Source organism: Gryllotalpicola koreensis (genome assembly GCF_039538185.1).
Lineage (GTDB): Bacteria > Actinomycetota > Actinomycetes > Actinomycetales > Microbacteriaceae > Gryllotalpicola > Gryllotalpicola koreensis.
The window spans coordinates 483,647-502,642 of record NZ_BAABBW010000004.1 but is presented as its reverse complement, the minus strand read 5'-3'; the positions used below and the strand labels follow the sequence as shown (position 1 = coordinate 502,642).

The window sequence follows — 18,996 nt, the reverse complement described above, 5'->3', positions numbered from 1 at the left end:
CCCCTGGTTACTCTCGATGTAACGCGGCTGCCAGCCCAGTCGTGACGAGAGGTGACTAATGTTCGAGAGGTTCACGGACCGGGCCCGCCGGGTCGTCGTCTTGGCTCAGGAAGAGGCCAAGATGCTCAACCACAACTACATCGGCACCGAGCACATCCTGCTCGGGCTGATCCACGAGGGCGAGGGCGTCGCCGCCAAGGCCCTCGAGTCCCTTGGTATCTCCCTTGACGCGGTGCGCGAGCAAGTGCAGGACATCATCGGCCAGGGTCAGCAGCAGCCGACCGGCCACATCCCCTTCACGCCGCGCGCGAAGAAGGTGCTCGAGCTGTCCCTGCGCGAGGCGCTGCAGCTCGGCCACAACTACATCGGCACCGAGCACATCCTGCTCGGCCTCATCCGCGAGGGTGAGGGCGTCGCCGCCCAGGTGCTCGTGAAGCTCGGGGCCGACCTCAACCGGGTGCGCCAGCAGGTCATCCAGCTGCTGTCCGGCTATCAGGGCAAGGAGCAGGTGCAGGTCGGCGCGAACGAGCAGCAGCAGGCGCAGGCCGGTTCGCAGATCCTCGACCAGTTCGGCCGCAACCTGACGCAGGCCGCGCGCGAGGGCAAGCTCGACCCGGTCATCGGGCGCGAGAAGGAGATCGAGCGCGTGATGCAGATCCTGTCGCGCCGCTCGAAGAACAACCCCGTGCTGATCGGCGAGCCCGGCGTCGGCAAGACCGCCGTCGTCGAGGGCCTCGCGCAGGCGATCGTGCGCGGCGACGTTCCCGAGACGCTGAAGGACAAGCAGCTCTACACGCTTGACCTGGGGTCGCTGATTGCAGGAAGCCGCTACCGCGGTGACTTCGAGGAGCGCCTGAAGAAGGTCACGAAGGAGATCCGCACCCGCGGCGACATCATCACCTTCATCGACGAGATCCACACGCTCGTCGGCGCGGGCGCTGCTGAGGGCGCGATCGATGCGGCATCCATTCTCAAGCCCCTGCTCGCCCGTGGCGAGCTGCAGACCATCGGCGCCACCACGCTTGACGAGTACCGCAAGCACTTCGAGAAGGATGCCGCGCTCGAGCGCCGCTTCCAGCCGATCCAGGTCGCCGAGCCGTCGCTGCCCCACGCGATCAACATCCTGAAGGGGCTGCGCGACCGCTACGAGGCGCACCACAAGGTGTCCATCACCGACGGCGCGATCGTGGCCGCGGCGAACCTGTCCGACCGCTACATCTCTGACCGCTTCCTGCCGGACAAGGCCATCGACCTGATCGACGAGGCCGGCGCCCGCCTGCGCCTGTCGATCCTGTCGGCTCCGCCCGAGCTGCGCGAGTTCGACGAGAAGATCGCCGGCGTGCGCGAGAAGAAGGAAGCCGCCATCGAGGACCAGGACTTCGAGAAGGCCGCGGCTCTGCGCGACGAGGAGAAGAACCTCCTCGGCGAGCGGCTGCGCCTCGAGAAGCAGTGGAAGTCGGGCGACGTCAAGACGACGGCAGAGGTCGACGAGGGGCTGATCGCCGAGGTGCTGGCTCAGGCCACGGGCATCCCGGTGTTCAAGCTGACGGAAGAGGAGTCGTCGCGACTCGTCTTCATGGAGAAGGCGCTGCACGAGCGCGTCATCGGCCAGGAGGAGGCCATCTCGGCCCTCGCCAAGACGATCCGCCGCACGCGTGCGGGTCTGAAGGACCCCCACCGCCCCTCTGGCTCGTTCATCTTCGCCGGCCCCACCGGTGTCGGCAAGACCGAGCTCGCCAAGGCGCTCGCCGAGTTCCTGTTCGACGACGAGTCGGCGATGATCTCGCTGGACATGTCGGAGTACGGCGAGAAGCACACCGTCTCGCGGCTGTTCGGCGCCCCCCCAGGGTTCGTCGGCTTCGAAGAGGGCGGCCAGCTCACCGAGAAGGTGCGCCGCAAGCCGTTCTCGGTCGTGCTCTTCGACGAGATCGAGAAGGCCCACCCCGACATCTTCAACTCGCTGCTGCAGATTCTTGAGGAAGGCCGCCTGACCGACGGTCAGGGCCGTGTGGTCGACTTCAAGAACACGGTCATCATCATGACGACCAACCTCGGCACCGCGGCGATCTCGGGCGGCCCCGTCGGCTTCCAGGCCGAGGGCGACGCCGGTGAGTCGAGCGGATACGACCGCATGCGCGGCAAGGTGATGGAGGAGCTGAAGAAGAACTTCAAGCCCGAGTTCCTGAACCGCGTCGACGACATCATCGTGTTCCCGCAGCTCACCAAGCCCGAGCTGCGCCAGATCGTCGATCTGTTCATCCGCCGCCTCGGCACCCGCATGCTCGACCGCGACCTGACGGTGGAGATCACGGATGCCGCGAAGGACCGCCTCATCGAGATCGGCTTCGACCCGTCGCTCGGCGCCCGGCCGCTGCGCCGCGCCGTGCAGCGTGAGGTCGAGGACCGGCTCTCCGAGAAGATCCTGGCCGGCGAGCTGAACGCGGGCGACCACGTGCAGGTCGACTTCGAGACCGGTGACTTCACCTTCCACATCGCCCCGCGCGGTGGCGAGAAGGTCGGCAGCATCGCCTCGGGTTCGCACGCCGCCGGATCGGCGACGCCCGACCTGGCCATCACCTCGGACTGATTTCCGGCATCAGAAGTGCCTCTTCCGCTTCGGCGGGAGGGGCACTTCGTCGTATCCGGCATCCGCGCTACATCTACGGGATGGCGCGCCTGTGCCAGCTGCCGCGGGGATCCGTAGCTGTAGCGCAACCGGGCAGGGTGGGCGCGCGCCTCGTGTGCGCGCCGTGAAAGCGGCACGAAAGTCTCGTGAAAGTCGCGGCTGGTCCACTGGGTGTCATGACCACTTCGACCATCGCTCCCACCCGGGCCCGGAGCTACGGCTCGCTGCGCGCAGCCTGGATTCCGCTCGCAGCCCTGTGCCTCGCGTTCTTCGTCGAGATGGTCGACAACACGCTGCTGAGCATCGCGCTGCCGACCATCGGGCGAGACCTCGGCGGCACGACCACCGCCCTGCAGTGGGTGACCGGCGCCTACTCGCTCACCTTCGGCGGCCTGCTGCTGACCGCCGGCTCCATCGCCGACCGCTTCGGGCGCCGCCGTGTGCTGCTCGTCGGCCTCGCGGTGTTCGGCCTGGTCAGCCTGCTCGTCATCTGGGTGCACTCCACCGGTGAGCTGATCGCACTGCGCGCCGCTCTCGGCATCGCCGCCGCGGCGATGGCGCCGATCACCAACTCGCTCGTGTTCCGCCTGTTCGAGGGCGAGGCCGAGCGGATGCGTGCGATGACGCTCATGATCGTCGTCGGCATGGGCGGCTTCATCCTGGGGCCTCTGCTCGGCGGCACGGCACTCGCGCATCTCAGCTGGCAGTGGCTGTTGGTCGTGAACGCCCCGATCGCGCTCATCGCCCTGATCGGCGTGCGCATCGGCGTCGCCGCCGACCGCCGTGAGGACCTGACCTCAGACCGGCTCGACCTGCCCGGCGCCGTGCTCAGCATCATCACGATCGGTCTCGCCTGCTTCGTCGGCACCAGCGGCGTGCAGTACGGCTGGCTCTCGGCCGCCACGATCGCCTCCGCGGCGGGCGCGCTCGCGGCCCTCGCCGCGTTCGTCTGGCACGAGTTGCGCACTCCGGCGCCGATGCTCGACCTGAGGCTGTTCGTGAACGGCACGATCCGCGGGGCGTTCATCGCCGAGATCGGGGCGGCGATCGCGATGGCATCCGTCATGTTCGCGCTGATCCTGCACTTCCAGTACGCGTATGGCTGGAGCCCCGTGCGCGCCGGTCTCGCCAACCTGCCGATGATCGTCACCATGGTCGCCGCCGCGCCGCTCACCGAGTGGCTCGTGAAGCGCCTCGGGCACCGCACCGCCACCCTGATCTCCGCCGCCCTACTCGCGGGGTCGCTCGGCGGCATGGCGTGGGGCGTCTCCCACGGCTACCTCGTGATCGCGGTCTTCATGGTCACCATGACCCTCGGCCTGCGCAGCATCATGACCGTCTGCGGCGTCGCCCTCGTCGCCGCGATGCCCGAGAACCGCACCTCGATCGGCACCGCGCTCAGCGACACCGGCCAGGAGCTCGGCACGAGCGTCGGCACCGCCGTCGTCGGAACCCTCATCGCCGCACTGGTCACGAAGGTGCTTCCCGCCGGCATCTGGACCCACTCGCTCGTGGCGTCCTTCTTCCACGGCGAGAGCGTGACGTTCGTGGTGATCGCCATCGTCGTCGGCATCATCACCGGGTGGGGCGCGCTCTACCTGACCGGCTCGCGCGAGACCGAAGAGGCGCACTGAGCGAGCCGGTGGCCGGCGTGGGCTGCGCAAAACTCAGGGACTTTTACCGCTCGGGCCCATGCAGCCGCCGATTTCCGGGCGCGGAGCCACCGCGCCAGCGCGTTTCCCCTGAGTTTTGCGCAGGGGCCGCCGGGCGGAAGACTACGTGAGTGACAGGAATTACGGTGCGGCGCGCCCGCACGACCGACGTGCACGGCATCCGCGACCTCATCGAACCGCTCGTCGAAGAGCGCATCCTGCTCGGCAAAGAGCTCGTCACCCTGTACGAGGGCGTGCAGGAGTTCCGCGTCGCGGAGGACGAGGACGGCCGCCTCATCGGCGTCGGCGCCCTGCACGTCATGTGGGAGGACCTCGGCGAGGTGCGCACGCTGGCCGCGGCATCCGATTGGCGCCACCGGGGTGTCGGGCACGCGCTGCTCGAGCGGCTCGAGACGGATGCCCGTGAGCTCGGCCTCTCGCGCCTGTTCTGCCTGACCTTCGAGACCGGCTTCTTCGGCCGCCACGGGTACACCGACATGGGCTCGGAGACCGTTGACCCGGCGGTCTACGCCGAGCTGCTGCGCTCGACCGATGACGGCGTCGCCGAGTTCCTCGACCTCGCCCGCGTGAAGCAGAACACCCTCGGCAACACGAGGATGATCAAACAGCTGTGACCGCGGGCTGCAGCGCGTGCTTCACGAGGCGTGCGAGGGTCGCGTAGCCGTCGCCGGAGAGCACCGACTCGAGGTGGCCCTGGATCGAGGCGATGCCCGGGCCGCGCAGGGCGGTCACGAATCCCTCGGAGTCGACGGATGCCTCGAGCTCGACCTCCGTCCTGCGCGCGCTGCGGGCGCGCGCACTGAAGGTGTTGTAGAAGCCGATCGCGGCGCGCTCGCCGAAGACGTCGACCTCGAGGCGCACTCCCTGTCGCGGCATGGGCAGCGGAGCGAGCTCGTAGCCCGCGAGGCCGGCCAGCACCTGATGGCTGAGGCAGACGGCGAGCAGCGGCAGCCCGGCCCGCAGCCGTTCGAGCAGCAGGGCGCGCAGGCGGGCGATCCTCCGTTCGGAGAGGTCCCGCGGGTCGCCCGGCCCCGGCCCGAAGACGACGAGATCGTCGTCGAGAACCGACTCAACGGCGGCCCACGGCTCGACGCGCACCGACAGCCCGAGGTGCCGCAGCTGGTGGGCGAGCATCGTCGTGAACTGGTCCTCGTTGTCGATCACGAGGGCGGTCATCCCGGTGGACAGCGCGGTTCCGGCATCCGTCGTCTGCGGCCTGACCCAGAACGACGCGAGCCGCTCGTTGCGGGCTGCGAGGGCATCGGCGACGCCCGGCTGCGCCGTGAGATCGAGGGCGGCGACGGATGCCTGTCGCGGCAGCACCCCCAGCGCGGCGAGCACGCCCGAGGCCTTCGTGCGCGTCTCGGCGACCTCGCCTTCGGGGGTCGAGTGCCGCACGAGGGTCGCGCCGGCGGGCACGGTGAGGCGGCCGCCGTCTTCGAGATACGCCGTGCGGATCAGGATCGGGGCGTCGAGGGAGTAGCCGGCGCCTGAGGGCTCGAACAGCGCCAGCACACCCGCGTAGTACCCCCGCGGCTCCGGCTCGTGCCGGGCGATCACGGTGCAGGCGTTCTGCATCGGCGACCCCGTCACGGTGGGGGCGAACATCGTGCGGCGCAGCGCCTCGCGCACATCGAGCGCAGTGCGGCCTTCGAGCAGGTACTCCGTGTGGCTGAGGCGCGACATCTGCGTGAGGTACGGGCCGAGGATCCGGCCACCCGTCGGGCAGACCGCGCTCATCATCTTCATCTCCTCGTCGACGACCATGAAGAGCTCCTCGCTCTCCTTCACGTCGGCGAGGAAGTCGAGCACCCCGGCGCGCGTCGGCCCGCCGGCCGGGTGCCGATAGGTGCCGCTGATCGGATTCATCATCGCCACGCCGTCGCGGACAGAGAGGTGCCGCTCGGGGGTCGCGCCGACCATGGACAGCGCGGTGCGGACAACTGCGGGTGATGCGGCGGCCGCAGTTGTCCGCGGCACCGACAGTCCGTCGGCAGCCCCGGGAGCGGGCAGGTGCACCGCGAAGGTCCAGTAGGCGCCCGACTCGTCGGTGAGCAGCGCGCGGAACCACGAGAGCAGGGCGGGAACGGCCGGGGCATCCGTATGCCCCACGAAACTCCGCTTGATCACGAAGTTCGCGCCCTCGCCCCGCCCGATCTCGTCGGCGATGACGCGGCGCACGATCTCGGCGTATTCCTCGTCGGAGACGTCGAAGCCCTGCGGGGTGACGTGCGCCGGGGCATCCGGCAGCATCGCCAGCACCGTGTCGAGGGGCGCGCGCGTGCTCTCGCCGACGACGAGGCAGCGCAGCGGCGCGCCGTCGTCATGCGCCGCGAAGCCGCGCTCGCGCACCTGGCGGAAGGGTGCGGCCGACAGCACGGGCCGTCCGTCGAGGGGGATGTCGGCGAGCGCGTCGACGTCGACGACCTCGCCGGTGAGCACCTCGATCTCGGGCGCGCCGTGGCGCCGCAGCAGCGCGAAGGGAAGCGAGCCGTCGGAGGCGGCGATCGTGGTGAGCAGGTCTTTCATGGCAGTCCTCGTGGTCTGCCGCCCGGCGGAGAGACCGCCCGCACACGCGAAACGACCGCCCCGAGAGGCGGTCGTCGTGATGGGTACGCGTCGGCTCGCCTAAGAGGCGGGCCACCAGTTCTGGGCGAGACGCGTGTGCATGTGAGGGACAGTACCAGACCCCGGATATCCTGCGCACATGTCGACGCCACACCACCCCGTCGGCCGCAGATCTGCCGCCGTCTACCGGCGGCGTCGCCTGGTGGTGCTGCTCGTTCTGCTCGCGATCATCGCGGCCGTCCTGTTCCTCATCTTCCGGCCGGGGGGCGGCGGCGCCGCGACCGCCGGCGGCACCCCCACGACGCCGGCCAGCACCGCGCAGTCGGGCGGCTCGGGCACCTCGCTGCCCGGCCCGTCGTCCAGCGCGAAGCCGGCCTCGACCCCCACGTCGACGCCGAAGCCCGTCGCGGGCAAGCCATGCGCGAGCTCGAACGTCGATGTGGAGGCGATCACGGATGCCTCCAGTTACCGCTCCGGCGCGCGGCCGCTGCTCTCGCTGTCCTTGACGAACACCGGTCAGGTGATGTGCACACTCGATGCGGGCACCGCGACCATGGTCTTCACGATCACGAGCGGCAAGGAGCCCTACTGGACGTCGACCGACTGCCAGTCGAACCCCGTGCACACCGACATCAAGCTCGAACCGGGCAAGACGCTGACCACGACCCCGATCCCGTGGGATCGCACCCGCTCGTCGAAGACGACCTGCGGCGGCGCCCGCCCCGCGGTGCCGGCCGGCGGGGCCGCGTACCACCTCTCGGTCTCCGTCGCCGGCATCGCGTCGAAGACGAGCAAGCAGTTCCTGCTCTATTAGGGAGCGGGGAGCGCTCCCCATCGGTGCGCGCGGCCGCACGCAGATAATGTCGTCAGCACGGGTTTCTTGGGGGAAGGGGCATAGGTGCGCCTCAAACTGACGCTGGCACGGCAATCGGGGCAGTCCGACGACATCGTGGTGACGACGGATGCCGTGGCGACGGTCGCCGACGTCGCGGCCGCCATTCGCCGGCTTGACCCGCGGGGGCAGGAATGGGCGGTCGGCGGCGCGGGCCGCGTGCTCACGCTCGCGGTCGCGATGCCGGGGCAGCAGCAGCCCGACGTGCTCTCACCGGACATCCCCATCGGCGAGGCCCAGGTCGGCGACGGCGCAACGGTGCTGCTCGCCGACTCGACGAGTTACGGCGCCGGCCAGCCCGCCGCGGTGCGCACGGTCGCGCGCCTGCGCATCCTCACCGGCCCCGCGGCCGGGAAGGAGTATCAGATCGCCGCGGGGTCGACGACGATTGTCGGCCGCGATCGGAGTTGCGACATCGTGCTCGACGACCCGTTCGTCTCAGGGCGGCACGCGCGCGTCCAGGCGACGGGCGGCCTTGAGCTGATCGACCTCGGCTCGGCCAACGGCCTCGTCGTCGACGGCGGTATCGTCGACCGCCTGCCCGTGCGGCAGGCCGTGCGGGTGCTCATCGGGGACACAGAGGTCGAGCTGACGCCGATCGCACAGGCCGCGCCGGCCCAGGCATCCGTCGCCGTCCCCACGGCGAAGCCGGGCCCGGTGCTCTTCAACCGCTCGCCCAAGGTCGAGAGCCGCTACGTCGGCGCCGAGTTCGAGGTGCCGGAGGTCCCGCAGGAGACCGAGCCGCAGCCGATGCCGCTCATCGCGCTCGCCACCCCGATTCTGATGGCCGGCGTGATGTACATGCTCACGCACCAGCTGACGTCGATCATGTTCGCGGCGATGTCGCCGCTGATGGTGGTCGGCAACTGGTTCATGGGCAAGAGCCAGCGCAAGAACAAGCTCACGCGCTCGATCGCCCGCTTCGACGAGGGGCTCGAGAGCCTCACCGCGACGCTGGGGCGCGAGCGCGAGAAGGAAGCCGTGCAGCGGGCGCTCGAGGCGCCGTCGACCGAGGAGGTCTACGACGCGGCGATCACCCGCAAGCCGCTCCTGTGGACGAGGCGCCCGGAGCACTGGTCGTTCCTCAACGTGCGGCTCGGGGTCGGCTCGGTCACCTCGCGGAACACGATCGATGTGGCATCCCGCCCCAATCTGCTCGTCGAGTTCCAGGAGCGACTGGATGCCGTGATCGAGGCGAACCGCACGGTCCCGAATGTGCCGATCACCGAGAACCTCTACGACGCGGGCGCGATCGGCGTGGCCGGCGACCCCGTGCAGACCGCCGGCGCGCTCAACTCGCTGCTCGTGCAGCTCACGGGGCTGCACTCGCCCGCCGAGCTCACGGTCGCGGCGATCGTCAGCTCGCGCTGGTCGCGCGAGGTCGAGTGGCTGAAGTGGATGCCGCACTCATCGAGCCCGCACAGCCCGCTCGAGGTGGGCCAGCTCGCCGACAGCGAGTCGAGCGCGAGCACGCTACTCGCGGGCCTTGAGGGCCTCGTCGCCGAACGACTCGCGGCGGCGCGCAACGCCGAGCGCCGCGGCGCGGTGGCGCAGGGCCAGGCGGCCAATGAGCGCGGCAAGAACGTGGCCGAGAGCGAGGCTGCGGCGGGTACCCCGTCGCCGATCCCCGCGGTCGTCGTGGTCGTCTCCGACGATGCGCCGGTCGACCGGGGGCGCCTCATCCAGCTCGCCGAGGCGGCCGCCGACGCCGGAGTGTTCCCGATCTGGGTCTCGCCGGACGTGCCCTCGCTGCCCGCCGTGTGCCGCAGCTATCTCGCGATCGACGGCGACGGAAAGGCCGAGGTCGGCTTCGTGCGCCTCGGCGAGCACATCACTGACGTCGTCACGGAACCTATCGACGCGCAGCGCGCCCAGGCGTACGCGCACCTGATGGCGCCCGTCGTCGACGCGGGCGCGCCCGTCGCCGACGCGAGCGACCTGCCCCGCAGCATCTCGCTCGTGACCCTGCTCGGCCACGACCTCGCCGAGTCGTCGGCGGCGGTCGTCGACCGGTGGCGGCAGAACGACTCGATCCACGACCGCTCGGGCGGTCCGCTGACGCCGCGGCGTGCGGGCAAGCTGCGCGCCATCGTCGGCTCGGGCGGTCACGACCCGATGCACCTCGACCTGCGCACGCAGGGCCCGCACGCGCTCGTCGGCGGCACGACCGGCGCCGGGAAGTCCGAGTTCCTGCAGGCGTGGGTGCTCGGCATGGCCGCCGAGTACTCGCCCGACCGCGTCACCTTCCTGTTCGTCGACTACAAGGGCGGGTCCGCCTTCGCCGACTGCGTGCAGCTGCCGCACTGCGTCGGACTTGTCACCGACCTCTCGCCGCACCTCGTGCGCCGCGCGCTGACGTCGCTTCGGGCAGAGCTGCACCACCGCGAGCACCTGTTCAACCGCAAGAAGGCCAAGGACCTGCTCGAGCTCGAGAAGCGCGGCGATCCCGACAGCCCGCCCGCGCTGGTCCTGGTCATCGACGAGTTCGCCGCGCTCGCCGGAGAGGTGCCCGAGTTCGTCGACGGCGTCGTCGACATCGCCCAGCGCGGTCGCTCGCTCGGCATCCACCTCATCATGGCCACCCAGCGGCCCGCCGGCGTCATCAAGGACAACCTGCGCGCCAACACGAACCTGCGCGTCGCCCTGCGCATGGCCGACGAGTCCGATTCGCAGGACGTCATCGGAGTGAAGGATTCCGCGCACATCGACCCCTCGCTGCCCGGTCGCGGCTACGCGAAGACGGGGCCGGGGCGCCTCGCCGCGTTCCAGTCCGCCTACGCGGGCGGCTGGACGACGCGCGACCCGGAGCGCGCCGACATCCAGGTCGCCGAGCTGCGCTTCGGCGGCGAGAACCGGTGGGAGGACAGCTCGGCGCCGGCATCCGCCGACAGCCATCAGCGCGATCTCGGCCCGAACGACCAGCAGCGCCTGGTCGCGAACATGATCGCGGCGCACGGCGTCGCGGGCATCCCCGCGCCGAGGCGGCCGTGGCTCGACGAGCTCGCGCCCGTCTACGACCTGTCGAAGCTGCGGCAGCGCACCGACGCCGAGCTGCTGCTCGGCGTCGCAGACGTGCCGGAGCAGCAGGAGCAGGTGACGCAGTACTACCGGCCGGATGCCGACGGGCACCTCGCCATCTTCGGCACGAGCGGCTCGGGGAAGACGACCGTACTGCGCACCCTCGCGAGCGCCGCGGCGATCACACCGCGCGGCGGCCCCGTGCACGTCTACGGCCTCGACTACGGCGCTGGGTCCCTGCGCATCCTCGACCGGCTGCCGCACGTCGGCGCGATCATCGCCGGGGAGGACACCGAGCGCATCATCCGCCTGTTCCGGACGCTGCAGGGCGAGCTCGAGCGGCGCGCGGCGGCGTGGGCGGAGGTGAACGCCTCGAGCATCGCCGAGTACCGGCAGCTGGCGAGGCGCCCCGCCGAGCCGCGCATCCTGCTGCTGATCGACAACTTCACCAACTTCAAGGACGACTTCGAGGTCGCCGCGGGGCGCGCCCAGTGGTACGACGTGTTCCGCGATGTCCTGGCGGACGGCCGCCGCCTCGGCGTCCATGTCGCGCTCACCGCCGACCGCGCGGGTGCCGTTCCGACCTCGATCGCCGCGTCGATCCAGCGTCGCGTCGTGCTGCGCCTCGCCGACGACGGCTACGGCACGCTCGGCGTGCCGAGCGACATCCTCGGCCCGGCCTCGCCCCCCGGGCGCGCCATCGTCGACGGCCTCGAGACGCAGATCGCGATCCTCGGCGGCACGACCTCGGTCTCCGAGCAGGGCGAGGCGCTCGTGAAGCTCGCCGAGGCGATGGGGCGCGCAGGGGTCGCCGCGGCGCCCGAGATCGGCTCGCTGCCCAAGGAGTACCTGCAGAGCTCGCTGCCGGCATCCGTCGCGGGTCAGCCCGTGCTCGGCATCAGCGACATCGATCTCGGGCCGTACCCGTTCGACCCGACCGGCACCGTGCTGCTCGCGGGGCCGCCGGCGAGCGGCCGCACGACCGCGCTGCAGACGATCGCGAACGCGATGCTGCGCGTGGGCGACGACACCCGCGCCTACTACTTCGGCAATGCGCGCTCCCCGCTCGCCCGCCTCGAGCTGTGGTCGGACGCCGGCACGAACCCCGACGACGTCGCCGCCATCGCGCGCGACCTCGTCGCCGCCGTGACCGACCCGGAGACCGAGGGCCGCATCGCGGTGTTCATCGAGACGATCGGCGACTTCCTGCAGACGGCGGCCGACGGCCCGCTCGTCGAGCTCATCAAAGCCGTGCGGCGCAGCGACCACTTCCTGCTGGCCGAGGGCGAGACGAGCGCGTGGGGCTCGTCGTGGCCGCTGTTCGGCGAGGTGAAGAACGGGCGCCGCGGCATCCTGCTGCAGCCCGAGGCGGTCGAGGGCGACATCCTGCTCAAGACCTCGCTGCCGCGCATGGCCCGTAACGAGTTCCCGCCGGGGCGGGGCGTCTACATCTCGCGTGGCCAGCACGCGCGCGTGCAGCTGCCGCTGCCCGGGTGACCTGATGGGGAGTTCTCCCCGTGGCCCGATGCGGCCCGGCCAAATACATTGACAGTGGATCCCACGGGGGCGACACGAGGAGGAGCCATGGGGAGCGATCTGTACCTCAACTTGCAGCGGGTGAGGGAGCTGTACCACGAGCTTGATGCCGTCGCCCGCGAATTCGAACGCGCGGACAAGCTCAGCGATGACGTGGCGGACGCGACCGGGCACGACGAATTGAGCGGCAAGGTCCACGACTTCGCGCATTCCTGGAATGACAAGCGCGAGAGCATGAACAAGAACGTCGAGGCGCTGCGGGACCAGGTCAAAGCCGTCTCCGACGGGTTCACCCAAGTCGACCAGGGGCTTGCAGACGCCTTAGAGAAGAGCGCAGGCCCTGCGCCGGCGCCGCAGGCCAAGAGCTGAGGAACTGCCATGGCAGATCAGGAATTCAAGCCTCTCACCGGCCGCCCCGACTTCCTCAGACAGAAGGCCGCGCACTACGAGCAGGTCGCCCGCGACATCGCGAAGGCGGTGCAGACCCTGCGGAGCATCCGCGATGAGTCCATGCGAAGCGAGGCGATCGACGCCCTGAAGGACAAGTCGGGCGAGGTCGCCGACGACATCACCAAGGCCTACGACCGATACAACCGGACGGCAGGCGCGCTCACGGTGTACGCGAACGCCCTGGACCAAGCGCAGCAGGACGCGCGTGCGGCGATCCTCGAGATCGCGCAGAAGCAAGATGACGCAGACGCCGCCGCCCGGACGGCGTCGACCGCGCAGCAGACCGCCGATTCGGCAGCGGATGACGATAAGTCGGACGCTCAGCACGACGCGAAGAAGGCGCAAGATCAGGCGGATGACGCGCAGCGGGCACTGGACGGCGCCAAGGCGAAGTGGCATGCGGCGCTTGACGACAAGAACAACGCGGCGCACATCGCTGCCTCCGCCATCGACGACGTGGTGAACGGGCCCGCGAATCACGGGCTCAAGGACAGCTGGTGGGACAACTGGGGTGCCGACCTGTACAAGGCCTTCAAGGCGGTGTGCAAGTGGGCTGCGATCCTCTCGATCTTCCTGGGGTGGGTGCCGATTCTCGGGCAGGTGCTGCTCATCCTCGCGGCGATCGGCGCGGTACTGGACCTGGTCGACGCGATCGTGGCCAAGGTCACCGGAAACGGAAGCTGGGGCGACATCCTGCTGGCAGCAGGTGGGGTCGCACTCACCTTCGTCGGCGGAGCTGCGTTCGCGCGCATTGCGAAGGGCCTCAAGTCGGTCGCCGTCGTCAAGAACGTCTCGCGCATCGGCAAACTCGAGGCCAGTGCGGCGAAGGTGTCCGAGATGCGGAAGATGAAGAGCATCCTCAACATCCGCGAGGGCGAGACCATCGTCGGCAAGCTCCGCCCATCGTCGACGTCCCGCGTGAAGATGTTCAGCAAGTCGTGGACGCGCAGCATGTTCAAGGACTCGTTGGCCAAGTTCCACCCGAAGCTCGGGATGTCGGACATTCAGAAGCTCAGGCCGCGGTCCGTCGGGGATGCGTTCAAGCAGGCGTGGATCAAGGGCGTCATCCCGAACCCCAAGACGATGCTGGGCGTCAGCGACGACTATGTGCAGATCGCGCGACTGGTGGCGAAGAACCCCGAGCTGCTGCGTTCGCCGGAGTTCGTCAAGCCGGCGGTCGCTCTGACGCTCTACCAGGCCGACCAGACCTTCGGCTTCGATCTCTCCGGCAAGCCCGGGGCTGTGGCCTCGCTGGTCAGTGACCCGTTGGGTAAGGTCACGGGTAGCACGTTCGGTCCGACTCGTGACCTCGTGCAGTCGATTCCAAAGCTCGTGCACGACGACTGGAAGTGGTCGGGCTGATCCAAGGGGGAGCATGGCGTTGTTCGGGAAATCGAAGTCGCGGCCGATCGCAGATTTCGATATGGGGCTCGATGAGGGGTGGCAGGGCGTCGACGCGACGTCAGCCGAGTGGGTGTCGGACGTCGTCGGCGCTCTGCCGCTGACCGAGGCGCAGCGCGCGCCGCTCGAGTACCAGCTCGGCGTCATCCGCGACCGGGTCGCCGAGCTCGATGAAGAGGGGACTCAGTCGCTGATCTGGATCCCGGGTGATGCGCCAGATCACGTCAAGTGCACGATGACGATGGCCATCCGCCCCCGCTTCGACGGTGGCCCGGAGGCGTACGCGGCCCAGCTCGCCGCGGAGGAGTCCAACGGGACGATTGAGCAGTCGTACGACGTCGCGCGCACCTGGACGGCGGAAGTCGGCGCAGGCCCGATGGCCTGCGCGTACTTCCTCATCACCTACGCCCCCGACGGCGAGGTCCCGCACAGCGAGGCCCGCACGGTGTATCGGGTTTTCCCGCCCGGTTCCTCCGAGGACTTCGAGGTGGTGTTCTCGAGCCAAGACCTCGCCGACTTCGCTGACCTCGTCGAGACCACGACGAACTACATGTCGACGGTGACCTTCGAACTCGAGAGGTGACGCCGTGCAGGTTCGACGCACCCTCTTTGACGACCGCGTCTTCAGCGTCGTGCTGCCCGGGACGTGGGCGTGGATCCCGATCGCCGACAAAGACGAGCGTGCCCGGCGCATCCAGGCACTGGTGAAGAAGCAGTTCGGCATGAACGATCGCCTCGCCGGTCGGCGCCGCCAACTTCGTGAAGAGCTGGCGAAGGCCGCACAGGATGCGGAGGATGCCGGGGCGATCGCCTTCTCCGTCGCTACAGAGCTGCTTCCCGGCATCCCCTTCGGTGGCGCCATGATGTCGCGGCTGGACGCGTGGCCGATCGGCGGCGCGGGGGTCGAGGCCATCTCGGAGAGACTGGCCGCCGCGTTCCCCGGCGCCACACTGATCGAGACCGTGTCAGGGCCGGTTGCGCGCCGGGCAACCGCCGGGGTGCAGCGCTACGTCGAGCAGGAGACGCCATCGCTCGACATCGACTACTGGGCGCCGACGCCGGGCGGTGACAAGGTGCTCGCCACCAACGTCTCGTTGCCGATGGCGCCCGATGAGCGGTTGTTCACCGAGCTGTTCGACTCGGTCATGGGGTCGCTGGAATGGGTGACCCTCATCCAAACGGACGACGACGGGGTCGCAGATGACTAGCCTCGACACGGCGAGCGCGGATGAGTCGACGCAGGCCGCCCCTGTCGCGCGAGCGGCGGTCGCGCTGCGACCCCTCGGCTATGGCCTGGTCACGCTCCTCTGGCTCGTCATCTTCTGCATCACGGTGGCGCTGGCGCTGTGCTGGGTCGTGGTCCCGCCCGGTCAGCTCAGCCAGCGGCCGGGGCTGACCACCCAGCTGTCAGGCGACCTGAAAGAGACCCTCGCGGCGCTCGTCGTGCTCGGTCTTGTCCTGCCGTTCGCGTGGGGTTTCGCACTGTGCCTCGTGGGCATGGCTCTCGGCCCGCTCCTTCTCGCCGGACTCGCGTTCTCTCGATCCCTGCGGCGCTCCTATCGACGAGAGAAGCTCACGGGGACGAATCTCAGGTACGACACCCTCGGCGGGCCGGGCGCAGCGGCCACCGGGGTGGCGATCTCGCTGCTTCCTCGACGACACACCCCGTACAGCCTGTGGGCGACCAAGCTCAACGCGCGCGCGTGGATACCCGGCTTCCAGGTGTATTTCGGGCTGGTCTGCCTGGCGTATGTCGAATTCCTGCTCGTCTTCCTCTTCCGGTGGCCCGTTCACAATCCGATCGGCATCGTCGCCATCGTGATCGTCGCCGCAGCGTTCCTCGTGCTCGCGGTGTGGCGAATCGCCATCGGGTGGTCGCGGATGCGGATCTCCGGAGCGGACGGCGAGCTGCCCACTTTTCACAAGCTCGACGCCGAGGGCAAGGTCGAGAAGCCCGAGGTCGACACCGACTAGGGCGCAGCGGGCCGGGCATGGGGAGTCCTCCCCGTTCCCCTCGTGCGACGGGGTCAGTAGCTTAGGTATCAACAAGCCGGTCGGCCAGGGGGCCGTCGCACACAGAACAGCAGAGTTCGGTGGGCGCGGGCTTGCCGACGCAGTGCATGCTGCAATCCAACAAGGGGAGTAACACTCATGGCTAACTTGAACGTCACCTACGGCGACATGACCAGCGCGGCCCAGCGCCTCACCGCCGGCAAGGACGACATCACCGCGAAGCTGCACGAGCTGCAGGCGCTGGTCAACAACCTGGTCAGCGGCGGCTTCGTGACCGACACCGCGTCGGGCGCCTTCCACAGCTCCTACGAGGAGTTCACCAAGGGCACCACGCAGGCGGTCTCCGGCCTCGACGGAATGTCGCAGTTCCTCACCAAGGCCGCCGACGCTCTGCAGAACGTCGACCAGCAGCTCGCCCAGGGCATCGGCGGCTGATCGCCAGCGCATGCGAAAGCGGGTCCGGTTTCGACCGGGCCCGCTTTTTCTTTTCGAGACGGATGCCTGTGTCAGTGGGCTGTGGGAAACTCGGGGTGCCGGCGGGGTTGTGAACAAGTCTACGAAACTCATGCTTGCAATGTGAGATTGTCGGGATAGACTCGGGGGTATGTCGAAGGTCGGTTCCGCAGCTTGTGAGGCGCTGTCGCGTCTGGGTGCGGTGCTGCCGGTGGATCCGTCGGCGCTGACGGATGGGCAGCTTCTCGATTTCGTCTCCCGGGTGGAGGCGGCTTCCGGGCAGGTGGAGGCGTTGAAGCTCGCGGCGGCGCGGGCGGTGAGTGAGCGCTCCGCGGGCGGGGCGCCGGATTCCTTGGCTCGCCGGTTGGGGTTCAAGACCGCGGCCGGGGTGATCCAGGACCTCACCAAGACCTCCGGGAAAGAAGCCGCGAGGCTGATCCGGGACGTGGAAGATCTTGCGAAGCTCCCCCAGGTGGAGGAGGCCGTCATGGACGGGCGGATCGGCCGGGAGGCGGCCGGGGTGATCGCAGGGGAGCTGAAGAAAGCCGCGGGCGGGAAGCTCGAGAACCTTGGTGCGGCATCGGGAACCCCCGAGACGCGCGAGCTCGAAACCCTGCAGACGGAGCTCGTCGAGCTCGCGACCTCTGCGGGTGCGGATGAGGTGAAGGCCAAGGCGGCGGAGAAGGCCGCGGCGTTGAACGTCGCGGCGGTGGTGGATCAGGCGGCGAAGGCGATGGACGGCCGGTTCTTCTGGATCGGGCCCACCATCGACGGCGCCGCCCGGGTGTCCGGGCTGCTGCCTGCCGGGCACGCGGCCGTGGTGCGGGGTGTGCTGGACGGGTTGTCGAACCCGAAGGGGAAGAAGACGGTGAGCTTCCAGCCTGATCCTGATGAGCCGCCGGCGGATGCGCGTACCCGGGGGCAGAAGGCTGCGGATCATCTGCGGGACGTGTTCGCCACCGCCGCCCGCTCGGCGCAGATGCCGGACATGGGCGGGGATCACCCCACCGTGTGGATCAGCACCACTGCCGCCGAGCTTCAGTCCGGTTCGGGGTTCGCGTTCTACGCCGGCACCCCCGAACCCGTCCCCGTCTCGGAGGCGGTGCAGGCGGCGTGTGCGGGCGGGATCCAGACCGTTGTCTTCGGCAAAGACGGCGACGTCCTCAACCTCGGCCTTCAGGTGCGGGGGTTCACGAAAAGGCAGCGCCGCGCGATCGCGCTCCGCGACGGGGGCACCTGCATCATCCCGGGATGCGATGTGCCTGCACAGTGGTGCGAGGTCCACCATGTCACCCCGTATCAGGACGGCGGACCCACGGACGTGTGCAACGGCGTCCTCGTGTGCTGGTTCCATCACCACGAGATCGACACGGGGCCCTGGCACCTCAGAATGACCCACGGCACCCCGGAAGTCCGGTACACCCACGGCAGCACCGACACCGGATGGAAACCCGTAGGGAACGGGGCCGCCTCGAGACTCAGAGCACAAGCACCACCCGGAGCACCACCTGGCAGCTGAGCCGGGGGCACCACCTGCGGCGTGAGCCAAGGCGTTTCTCGGCACATGACGGGGTACAAGAGCCCGGGGTACATGAGCCCGGGGTACATGAGCCCGAGGGCGCTGCTCAGCGATTGCGCCCCGGCGCATACCGGCGCGGCGTCAGCCCAGAGCAAGCACGTCCGGGCTTGGCTCAGTCGCGCTTCACCGTGACCGTGAACGAGCCGAGTTGGAGTTGCGAGCCGGTTTTGACGGGCGAGGTGCGCCCCGGCTCGAGCACGGTCACCGCTCCATTCGGCGCGATCACCGCGAGTCCGTTCGTCGAGTGCAGATCGGTCACCATCAGGTAGTCGAGCTCGGGCACCAGCAGGGCGTGCGTCTTCGACAGCGACTTGGCCGGGTCGGCCAGCGGCAGCACCGCCGCGTCGGGCGCGGCGCCCGTGGCGGTCGGATTGCGGCCGATGAAGGTGGCGCCCCCGAGCGCGACCCTCGAGCCGTCTGCGAGCACCAGCGTCCACGACGGCGCCGGAACCGAGTCTGGGCGCGTCACCTGAACCGTCTGCGCCGTCACCGGCGCCGGCTCTGCCGGAGGCGCGGGCGGCGCTGCCGGAACCTGGGCGGGCGGCGCAGGCGGCGCAGGCGGCGCCGTGGGCGCGGGCACCGGCGCGTTCGCCGGCGGCCGGAAGTTCGGGATCGTCGGCCCCGTCGTCGGGTTGGGTCCCGGGTTCGGCGTGAAGAACGGCATGCCGCCGGGCACCGCGGGCACCTGCTCGCGCTGAGGAACCCCCTCCGGCTCCCGCGGCGGCGGCAGAAGCCCAGGGGGCGGCTTGATGTATCCGTCCTTACCCGACACGGGGTCCACTATACG

Annotated in this window: 14 protein-coding genes; 12 read left to right on the top strand and 2 right to left on the bottom strand. The window is 69.5% G+C overall.

The features are described from left to right. Nucleotides 1–58: 58 nt before the first annotated feature. The 3 genes from ABD708_RS14145 (at nucleotide 59) to ABD708_RS14135 (ending at nucleotide 4,913) form a co-directional block, all read left to right on the top strand. The gene (locus tag ABD708_RS14145) at nucleotides 59–2,587 is read left to right on the top strand and encodes an ATP-dependent Clp protease ATP-binding subunit (RefSeq protein WP_344755528.1); all 2,529 of its coding nucleotides are present in this window, start codon (nucleotides 59–61) and stop codon (nucleotides 2,585–2,587) included. Between the two features lie 215 nt (nucleotides 2,588–2,802). Then, complete coding sequence (locus ABD708_RS14140; protein ID WP_344755526.1) at nucleotides 2,803–4,260, top strand: MFS transporter; 1,458 nt, start codon at nucleotides 2,803–2,805, stop codon at nucleotides 4,258–4,260. Nucleotides 4,261–4,409: 149 nt separating this feature from the next. Next, complete coding sequence (locus ABD708_RS14135; protein ID WP_344755524.1) at nucleotides 4,410–4,913, top strand: amino-acid N-acetyltransferase; 504 nt, start codon at nucleotides 4,410–4,412, stop codon at nucleotides 4,911–4,913. Here ABD708_RS14135 and ABD708_RS14130 read toward each other — a convergent pair. Further along, nucleotides 4,900–6,828 carry a chorismate-binding protein gene (locus ABD708_RS14130; protein ID WP_344755522.1) on the bottom strand — a complete coding sequence of 643 codons (1,929 nt, stop codon included), beginning with the start codon at nucleotides 6,826–6,828 and terminating at the stop codon, nucleotides 4,900–4,902. The two genes, ABD708_RS14135 and ABD708_RS14130, sit on opposite strands and share 14 nt — an antisense overlap. Before the next feature lie 178 nt (nucleotides 6,829–7,006). On the opposite strand from ABD708_RS14130, the gene ABD708_RS14125 reads away from it, so the two are divergent. The 9 genes from ABD708_RS14125 to ABD708_RS14085 all read left to right on the top strand — a co-directional run bounded on the left by ABD708_RS14125 (nucleotide 7,007) and on the right by ABD708_RS14085 (nucleotide 18,149). Then, entirely contained in the window at nucleotides 7,007–7,681 is a 675-nt protein-coding gene (locus tag ABD708_RS14125) for a hypothetical protein (protein WP_344755520.1), read from the top strand. Between the two features lie 84 nt (nucleotides 7,682–7,765). Beyond that, nucleotides 7,766–12,274 (top strand): type VII secretion EssC family protein, encoded by a 4,509-nt coding sequence (locus ABD708_RS14120; RefSeq protein WP_344755518.1) that lies wholly within the window; start codon nucleotides 7,766–7,768, stop codon nucleotides 12,272–12,274. Nucleotides 12,275–12,361: 87 nt separating this feature from the next. Continuing rightward, nucleotides 12,362–12,682, top strand: a complete 321-nt coding sequence (locus tag ABD708_RS14115; protein WP_344755516.1) for a hypothetical protein — start codon at nucleotides 12,362–12,364, stop codon at nucleotides 12,680–12,682. A 9-nt stretch (nucleotides 12,683–12,691) separates the two neighbouring features. Beyond that, nucleotides 12,692–14,125, top strand: coding sequence for a putative T7SS-secreted protein (locus ABD708_RS14110; protein WP_344755514.1), 1,434 nt, complete (start codon nucleotides 12,692–12,694; stop codon nucleotides 14,123–14,125). A gap of 13 nt (nucleotides 14,126–14,138) precedes the next feature. Continuing rightward, nucleotides 14,139–14,747, top strand: coding sequence for a hypothetical protein (locus tag ABD708_RS14105; RefSeq protein ID WP_344755512.1), 609 nt, complete (start codon nucleotides 14,139–14,141; stop codon nucleotides 14,745–14,747). Between the two features lie 4 nt (nucleotides 14,748–14,751). Next, entirely contained in the window at nucleotides 14,752–15,372 is a 621-nt protein-coding gene (locus ABD708_RS14100; RefSeq protein WP_344755510.1) for a hypothetical protein, read from the top strand. Next, the gene (locus tag ABD708_RS14095) at nucleotides 15,365–16,138 is read left to right on the top strand and encodes a hypothetical protein (protein WP_344755508.1); all 774 of its coding nucleotides are present in this window, start codon (nucleotides 15,365–15,367) and stop codon (nucleotides 16,136–16,138) included. Before ABD708_RS14100 ends, ABD708_RS14095 begins: the two co-directional genes overlap by 8 nt. A 177-nt stretch (nucleotides 16,139–16,315) precedes the next feature. After that, nucleotides 16,316–16,612, top strand: a complete 297-nt coding sequence (locus ABD708_RS14090; protein WP_344755506.1) for a WXG100 family type VII secretion target — start codon at nucleotides 16,316–16,318, stop codon at nucleotides 16,610–16,612. A gap of 169 nt (nucleotides 16,613–16,781) precedes the next feature. After that, complete coding sequence (locus tag ABD708_RS14085) at nucleotides 16,782–18,149, top strand: HNH endonuclease signature motif containing protein (protein ID WP_344755503.1); 1,368 nt, start codon at nucleotides 16,782–16,784, stop codon at nucleotides 18,147–18,149. A 172-nt stretch (nucleotides 18,150–18,321) separates the two neighbouring features. On the opposite strand, the gene ABD708_RS14080 is transcribed toward ABD708_RS14085, so the two are convergent. Next, the gene (locus ABD708_RS14080) at nucleotides 18,322–18,981 is read right to left on the bottom strand and encodes an FHA domain-containing protein (protein ID WP_344755501.1); all 660 of its coding nucleotides are present in this window, start codon (nucleotides 18,979–18,981) and stop codon (nucleotides 18,322–18,324) included. Between the last annotated feature and the right edge of the window lie 15 nt (nucleotides 18,982–18,996).

Excerpts from the sequence above, each read along its gene's own strand:
- ABD708_RS14110 (WP_344755514.1), top strand. The coding sequence starts at position 12,692 with ATGGCAGATCAGGAATTCAAGCCTCTCACCGGCCGCCCCGACTTCCTC.
- ABD708_RS14130 (WP_344755522.1), bottom strand. The coding sequence starts at position 6,828 with ATGAAAGACCTGCTCACCACGATCGCCGCCTCCGACGGCTCGCTTCCC.
- ABD708_RS14105 (WP_344755512.1), top strand. The coding sequence starts at position 14,139 with ATGGCGTTGTTCGGGAAATCGAAGTCGCGGCCGATCGCAGATTTCGAT.
- ABD708_RS14115 (WP_344755516.1), top strand. The coding sequence starts at position 12,362 with ATGGGGAGCGATCTGTACCTCAACTTGCAGCGGGTGAGGGAGCTGTAC.
- ABD708_RS14085 (WP_344755503.1), top strand. The coding sequence starts at position 16,782 with ATGTCGAAGGTCGGTTCCGCAGCTTGTGAGGCGCTGTCGCGTCTGGGT.
- ABD708_RS14140 (WP_344755526.1), top strand. The coding sequence starts at position 2,803 with ATGACCACTTCGACCATCGCTCCCACCCGGGCCCGGAGCTACGGCTCG.
- ABD708_RS14090 (WP_344755506.1), top strand. The coding sequence starts at position 16,316 with ATGGCTAACTTGAACGTCACCTACGGCGACATGACCAGCGCGGCCCAG.
- ABD708_RS14095 (WP_344755508.1), top strand. The coding sequence starts at position 15,365 with ATGACTAGCCTCGACACGGCGAGCGCGGATGAGTCGACGCAGGCCGCC.
- ABD708_RS14125 (WP_344755520.1), top strand. The coding sequence starts at position 7,007 with ATGTCGACGCCACACCACCCCGTCGGCCGCAGATCTGCCGCCGTCTAC.
- ABD708_RS14145 (WP_344755528.1), top strand. The coding sequence starts at position 59 with ATGTTCGAGAGGTTCACGGACCGGGCCCGCCGGGTCGTCGTCTTGGCT.